The 6,146-nt window shown below is 74.0% G+C and carries 7 protein-coding genes; 1 reads left to right on the forward strand and 6 read right to left on the reverse strand.

The window, feature by feature from the left end:
* The 5 genes from NCC78_RS26210 to NCC78_RS26230 form a co-directional block, all read right to left on the reverse strand.
* Positions 1-1,696, reverse strand: a 1,696-nt coding sequence (locus tag NCC78_RS26210) for an NADH-quinone oxidoreductase subunit 5 family protein (RefSeq protein WP_250797804.1), incomplete at its 3' end; no start/stop codon positions are given.
* Complete coding sequence (nuoK, locus tag NCC78_RS26215) at positions 1,693-2,103, reverse strand: NADH-quinone oxidoreductase subunit NuoK (protein ID WP_250797805.1); 411 nt, start codon at positions 2,101-2,103, stop codon at positions 1,693-1,695. The genes nuoK and NCC78_RS26210, both read right to left, overlap by 4 nt.
* On the reverse strand, positions 2,100-2,690 hold the full coding sequence (locus tag NCC78_RS26220) for an NADH-quinone oxidoreductase subunit J family protein (RefSeq protein WP_250797806.1): 591 nt from the start codon (positions 2,688-2,690) through the stop codon (positions 2,100-2,102). The genes nuoK and NCC78_RS26220 overlap by 4 nt, the downstream gene beginning before the upstream one ends.
* Complete coding sequence (locus NCC78_RS26225; protein ID WP_250797807.1) at positions 2,687-3,331, reverse strand: NuoI/complex I 23 kDa subunit family protein; 645 nt, start codon at positions 3,329-3,331, stop codon at positions 2,687-2,689. Before NCC78_RS26225 ends, NCC78_RS26220 begins: the two co-directional genes overlap by 4 nt.
* 100 nt (positions 3,332-3,431) lie before the next feature.
* Positions 3,432-3,866: an ester cyclase gene (locus NCC78_RS26230; RefSeq protein ID WP_250797808.1), complete on the reverse strand. Its 435-nt coding sequence runs from the start codon at positions 3,864-3,866 to the stop codon at positions 3,432-3,434.
* 160 nt (positions 3,867-4,026) lie between these two features.
* Here NCC78_RS26230 and NCC78_RS26235 point away from each other — a divergent pair, with 160 nt between their 5' ends.
* Entirely contained in the window at positions 4,027-5,064 is a 1,038-nt protein-coding gene (locus NCC78_RS26235) for a glutathione S-transferase family protein (protein ID WP_250797810.1), read from the forward strand.
* 21 nt (positions 5,065-5,085) lie between these two features.
* Here NCC78_RS26235 and NCC78_RS26240 read toward each other — a convergent pair whose 3' ends face one another.
* Complete coding sequence (locus tag NCC78_RS26240; RefSeq protein ID WP_250797811.1) at positions 5,086-6,048, reverse strand: complex I subunit 1/NuoH family protein; 963 nt, start codon at positions 6,046-6,048, stop codon at positions 5,086-5,088.
* Positions 6,049-6,146 lie beyond the last annotated feature (98 nt).

Raw genomic sequence — 6,146 nt, forward strand, 5'->3', positions numbered from 1 at the left:
CGTCGTCGAGCCGGAACGCCCGGGCGAAGACCGGCCGCAGCGGGCCCAGCGTGCTCGCCGGGTCGACGGCCGGGTCCCGGCGCCAGCGGGCCCAGGCCAGCGAGGCCCCGGCCAGCAGCAGCGCGGTGGGCAGCAGCAGCGCCGAACCGACGTGCACCAGCTCGACGTCGGTCTCCGTCCCCGTCCCCGGGGCGCGGAGCCGGTCGGCGAACGGGGGCAGGAACGCGGCCAGCCCGAGCAGCGCCGCCGGTACGGCCAGCAGCACGACCGGCCAGCGCATCGCGGCCGGCGGGTCGTGCGGGTGCAGCAGCGGGATCCGGGGCTCGCCGAGGAAGGTGCGCAGCAGCAGCCGGGTGGCGTACCCGGCGGTGACCAGCACGCCGAGCAGACCGGCCAGCCAGACCAGCCAGCCGACCCAGGCCGGCGCGGGCCCGGCGCCGTCCAGCGCGGCGGCCTGGGCGACCGCGAGCACCCCGTCCTTGCTCCAGAAGCCCGACAGCGGCGGCACCCCGGCCAGCGCGCCCAGACCGATCAGCATGCACCAGAAGGTGACCGGCATGCCCCGGCGCAGCCCGCCCATCCGGGACATCAGCGTAGTGCCGACCGCGTGGATGACCGCGCCGGCGGCGAGGAAGAGCAGCGCCTTGAAGGCGGCGTGGGTGAGCAGGTGGAACAGCGCCGCGGCGGGCGCGCCGACCGCCAGCGCGCCGGTCATGTAGCCGATCTGGGACACCGTCGACCAGGCCAGCACCCGCTTCAGGTCGTCCTGGGCGGTGGCGGCGAACGCGCCGAGCAGCAGGGTCACCGAGGCCATCACGCCGAGCACCGCGAGCGCCACCGGCGCGGCCTCGAAGAGCGGCCAGAGCCGGGTCACCGCGTAGACGCCGGCGGCGACCATGGTGGCGGCGTGGATGAGCGCGGAGATCGGGGTGGGGCCGGCCATCGCGTCGGGCAGCCAGGTGTGCAGCGGGAACTGCGCGCTCTTGCCGGCCACCCCGGCGAGCAGCAGCAGGCAGGCGGCGGTGAGCGTGCCGGTGGAGTGGTCGTGGGCGAGCACGTCGGCGATCCGGAAGCTGCCCGCCGAGACGCCGAGCAGCGCGATGCCGAGCAGGAAACCGACGTCGCCGACCCGGGTGACCAGGAACGCCTTCATCGCGGCGGCCGGCGCCTCGGGCAGCCGGCGGTCGTGGGCGATGAGCAGGTAGGAGCAGAGGCCCATCACCTCCCAGCCGACCAGCAGCAGGATCAGGTCCCCGGCGACCACGACCAGCAGCATCGCGGCGGTGAAGAGGCTGATCTGCGCCGCGTAGGGCGGGTACCGGTGGTCGACCTCGACGTCGTCGTGCGGGCCCCGCTTGAGGTAGGCGGTCGAGTAGACCTGCACGGCGAGGGCCACCGTGGTCACCGCGACCGCGACCAGGGCGGCGGCGCCGTCCAGCCGGACCCCGAGGGTCACCCGCAGCCCGCCCAGGTCGATCCAGGTGGTGACGGTCTCGACCGGGTCGCCGACCCGGACCAGCAGGACGAGCGCGACCAGCAGTGCGCCGGCCGCGCCGGTCACGCCCAGCGCGATCGCCGTCCGCCGGGCCCGGTCCTCGCCGGTGGCCGCGCCGCGCGGCGACGGCGGCAGCAGCAGGCCGGTCAGGCCCGCCAGCAGGGGTACGGCCGGCAGCGCGGCCCCGAGCAGCCCGGTCACCGGTCCACCTCCGGCCGGTCGGCGCCCCGGGCGTCCGACCGGTCCGACGGTCGTCCGGCGGCGGTGTCCCCGGCCGGCCCTCCGGCCGGCACCAGCGCCGGGGCCTCGGTCAGCGGTACCTCGTCCACCGCGACGCTGGCCTTCAACCGGTAGAGCTGGAGCACGATCGCCAGCCCGACGCCGATCTCGGCGGCGGCCAGCACGATCACGAAGAGCGCGAAGACCTGCCCGCCCTGCGGCAGCTGCGCCCGCACCGTCGTGTCGGCGGTGACCAGGATCAGGTTGACCGCGTTGAGCATCAGCTCGACCGCCATCAGCACCAGCACCGCGTTGCGCCGGCGCAGCACGCCGTAGACGCCGAGGCCGAACAGGAACGCGGCGGTGACGTACGGGATGACCGGCCTCACCGCGACCGCCCACCCTCGCCGCCGGTACCCGGCCGGCCGCCGCGGGCCCGGTCGGCGTCCGGGCGGGCGCTGCCGTCGCGGTCGACCTCCCGACGGCCGATGTCGGGGCGGGAGAGCACGATGGCGCCGACCAGGGCGGCGAGCAGCAGCACCGAGAGCACCTCGAAGGGGAGCACCCAGGTGCGGAAGATCTGGTCGCCGAGGCGTTCGGCGGTGCCCGGGTCGGGCAGCTCCACCGACGTCCAGCGGTACGCGTCGACCAGCAGGGCGGCCAGCCCGAGCCCGGTGCCGCCGCCGACCAGGGCGGCCGGCCAGCCGGGCCGGTCCAGGTCGTCGGAGGCGCCGATCGGCGCGCGGGTGAGCATCACCGCGAAGAGCAGCAGCACCACCACCGCGCCGACGTAGATCAGCACCTGCACCCAGGCCACCAGCTCGGCGGTGAGCACCAGGTACATCCCGGCCAGCGCGCCGAGGCAGACCACCAGGTAGAGCCCGGCCCGGACCAGGTGTTTCGTGGCCACCACCAGCACGCCCGAGCCGACCGCCACCGCGCCCAGGGCGAGCAGCAGCACGTCCGCACCGGTCATGAGCCGGCCTCGGGCTCGGGCCGGGGGCCGGGCTCGGGGCGTACGGCGGGAGCGGCCGGGCGGGCGGCGGGGGCCGCCGGGACCGCGGCCTTGCGCGCGGCGCTGGTCTCCTCCTTGGCCGGCTCACCGTTCGGGTCGTGCGCGGGCGGCGGCGGGACGGTGCCCATCCACTGCCCGAGGTGGTCCTTGTCGTGCAGCAGGTCCTTGATGTCGTACTCGGCGTACTCGAACTCCGGCGACCAGTAGAGCGCGTCGAAGGGGCAGACCTCGATGCAGATCCCGCAGTACATGCAGAGCGAGAAGTCGATGTCGAACTTGTCGAGCACGTTGCGCTGGCGGGGGCGGGCGGCGCCGGGCACCGCCACCTCCTCCTTGTGCGAGTCGATGTAGATGCACCAGTCCGGGCACTCCCGGGCGCAGAGCATGCAGACCGTGCAGTTCTCCTCCGACAGCGCGATCACCCCGCGCGAGCGGGGCGGCAGCTCGGGGGCGACGTCCGGGTACTGCTGAGTGGTCGAGCGGCGGGTCATCGTCTTCAGCGTGACCGCGAGTCCCTTGACCAGGCCCGCGCCCGGCAGGCCACGGTCGCCGTCGGCGGTGCCCGGATCGCTGCGCTCGCTGCGGTCAGTCATGCCGACCATCCTGCCCTGTGACCCCGGCGCGCGCGACCACCACCCTGCGCATCCCGGCGGTTCGTCGACACCGGTGAACCGTTCCCGGTCAACCTGTCGATCAGCAGAATCACGCCCCGGTTCCTCTGACCCCGCCGGGAGCGGGCGGGAGCAGCTCGACGCCGAGCTGCTGGAGGAGCTGGAACAACTCGTTGCAGCTCCACACGTCGATGATCAGGCCCGCCTCGTCGAAGCGCAGGAAGCTCGCGCCGGAGTAGCTGACCACCTGCCCGGTCGGCGGCACCGGGCCGAACCGCCCGGCCTGGGTGCCGGCGGCCCGCCAGTGCACCGCCACCCGGTCCCCGGCGGCCACCACGTCCACGATCTTGTAGCGCAGGTCGGGAAAGGCTGCCCGGCGTTCCCGGTGCCAGGCCAACGTCGCCTCCGGGCCGGTGCCGCCCAGCCCGGGGCACTCGGGCCCGACCAGCTCGTACGCGGACTCCTCCCGCCGGGCGTTCCACACGTCGGCGATGAAGCGTCGGGCCGCCGCCTCCACATCGGTCATCCCGGCAGGCTAGCCGGGACCACCCCGACCGTCCGCCCGGCGGTGGACGACCGCGTCGCCACAGCGCGGTGGCCGGCCGGGTCGGGCAGAGCCGCGCCCGGGGGCCGGAAATCCGCGAGGATGGGGGCGGAGACGGCAACGTAACGGAGCGGAGGACCACGTGGGCGACAAGGCAGGCGGGACGACCGGTGGGAAGTACGTCGAGCCGGGTGCCGAATTCACCCGGGACCAGCGCTACATCGCCACCCGGATCACCGCCGACGGCCGGGACGGCTATCCGGTGGAGCCCGGCCGCTACCGGCTGGCAATCAGCCGCGCCTGCCCGTGGGCCAGCCGGCTGGTCATCGTGCGGCGGCTGCTCGGGCTGGAGGACGCCATGTCGATGGCGATGGCCGGGCCGACCCACGACGCCCGGAGCTGGACCTTCGACCTGGACCCGGGCGGGCGTGACCCGGTGCTCGGCATCGAGCGCCTCCAGGAGGCGTACTTCGCCCGCTTCCCCGGCTACGAGCGGGGCATCACCGTGCCGGCGATCGTGGACGTGCCGACCGGGCAGGTGGTCACCAACGACTACGCGCAGATGAGCCTGGACCTGTCCACCGAGTGGACCGCCCACCACCGCGAGGGCGCGCCGGAGCTCTATCCGGAGCGGCTGCGCGACGAGATCGACGAGGTCAACGCGGTGGTCTTCGCCGACGTCAACAACGGCGTCTACCGGTGCGGCTTCGCCGGCAGCCAGGAGGCGTACGAGAAGTCGTACCACCGGCTCTTCGACCGGCTGGACTGGTTGACGGACCGGCTGGCCGGGCAGCGGTACCTGGTGGGCGACACCATCACCGAGGCCGACGTGCGGCTCTTCACCACCCTGGTCCGCTTCGACCCGGTCTACCACGGTCACTTCAAGTGCAACCGGAGCAAGCTGACCGAGATGCCGGTGCTGTGGGCGTACGCCCGGGACCTGTTCCAGACCCCGGGCATCGGCGACACGGTCGACTTCGACCAGATCAAGCGGCACTACTACGAGGTGCACCGGGACATCAACCCGACCGGCGTGGTGCCGCTCGGCCCGGACCTGTCGAACTGGCTCACCCCGCACGGCCGGGAGGAACTCGGCGGCCGCCCCTTCGGCGACGGCACCCCGCCCCCGCCACCGCCACCCGCCGAGCGCGTCGACCCGGCCCACACCCCGCTGCCCTGACCCCAACCCTGAGGGGGTGGGTCAGAGGGCGACGCGGACGGCGGCGGTCAGGACGAGTTGGGCGAGGGACGCGGGGACCAGGACCAGCCAGCAGAGGCGCTGGAGCTGGTCCTCGCGGAGCCGGGGGTACGCCACCCGCAGCCAGATGATCAGGAACGAGACGGCGGAGACCTTCAGCAGGGTCCAGAGCCAGCCCAGCTGCGCGTCGGCGAACGGGCCCTGCCAGCCACCGAGGAAGAGCACCGTGGTCAGCGCGGCGATCACCACGATCCCGACGTACTCGGCGAGCAGGAAGAAGGCGAACCGCAGGCCGGTGTACTCGGTCATGTAGCCGAAGACCAGTTCCGAGTCGGCGATGGGCATGTCGAAGGGCGGGCGCCGGATCTCGGCCAGCCCGGCGACGAAGAAGACGATCATGGCTGGGGCCTGCCAGAGCAGCCACCACGGCTGCCACGCCTCGACGATGCCGGAGAGGCTCAGCGTGCCCGCCGCCATCGCCACCGAGGCCGCCGCCAGCACCAGCGGCAGCTCGTAGCCGAGCAGCTGGGCGGCGCCGCGCAGCCCGCCGAGCAGGCTGTACTTGTTGGCCGACGCCCACGCCGACATCAGCACCGCCACCACACCGACCCCGACCACGGCCAGCACGAAGAAGAGGCCGATGTCCAGCGGCTGCCCGACCAGGTCGTTCGGGCCGAGCGGGATCACCAGCAGGACCAGCAGGTAGGGCACCAGGGCGACCGCCGGAGCGAGCCGGAACACCGCCCGGTCCGCCTCCCGGGGCGTGACGTCCTCCTTCTGCACGAACTTCACGCCGTCGGCGATCAGCTGGGCCCAGCCGTGGAAACCGCCCGCGTACATCGGGCCGAGCCGGCCCTGCATGTGCGCCATCACCTTGTGCTCGGCCTGCCCGACCAGCAGCGGCAGGGTGAGGAAGGCGACCAGCACGCCACCCACCCGGATCACCAGCTCCAACCACAGCGGCATCAGGCCGTACCCCCCTCGTCGCCGGCGCGGTCGTCGGGCGCCGGCCGCGCCGCGGCCGGGCCGCTCCCGGCCACCGGCGGCTCGGTCGCGGGCCGGTC

Source organism: Micromonospora phytophila (assembly GCF_023656545.1).
GTDB classification, from domain to species: domain Bacteria; phylum Actinomycetota; class Actinomycetes; order Mycobacteriales; family Micromonosporaceae; genus Micromonospora; species Micromonospora phytophila.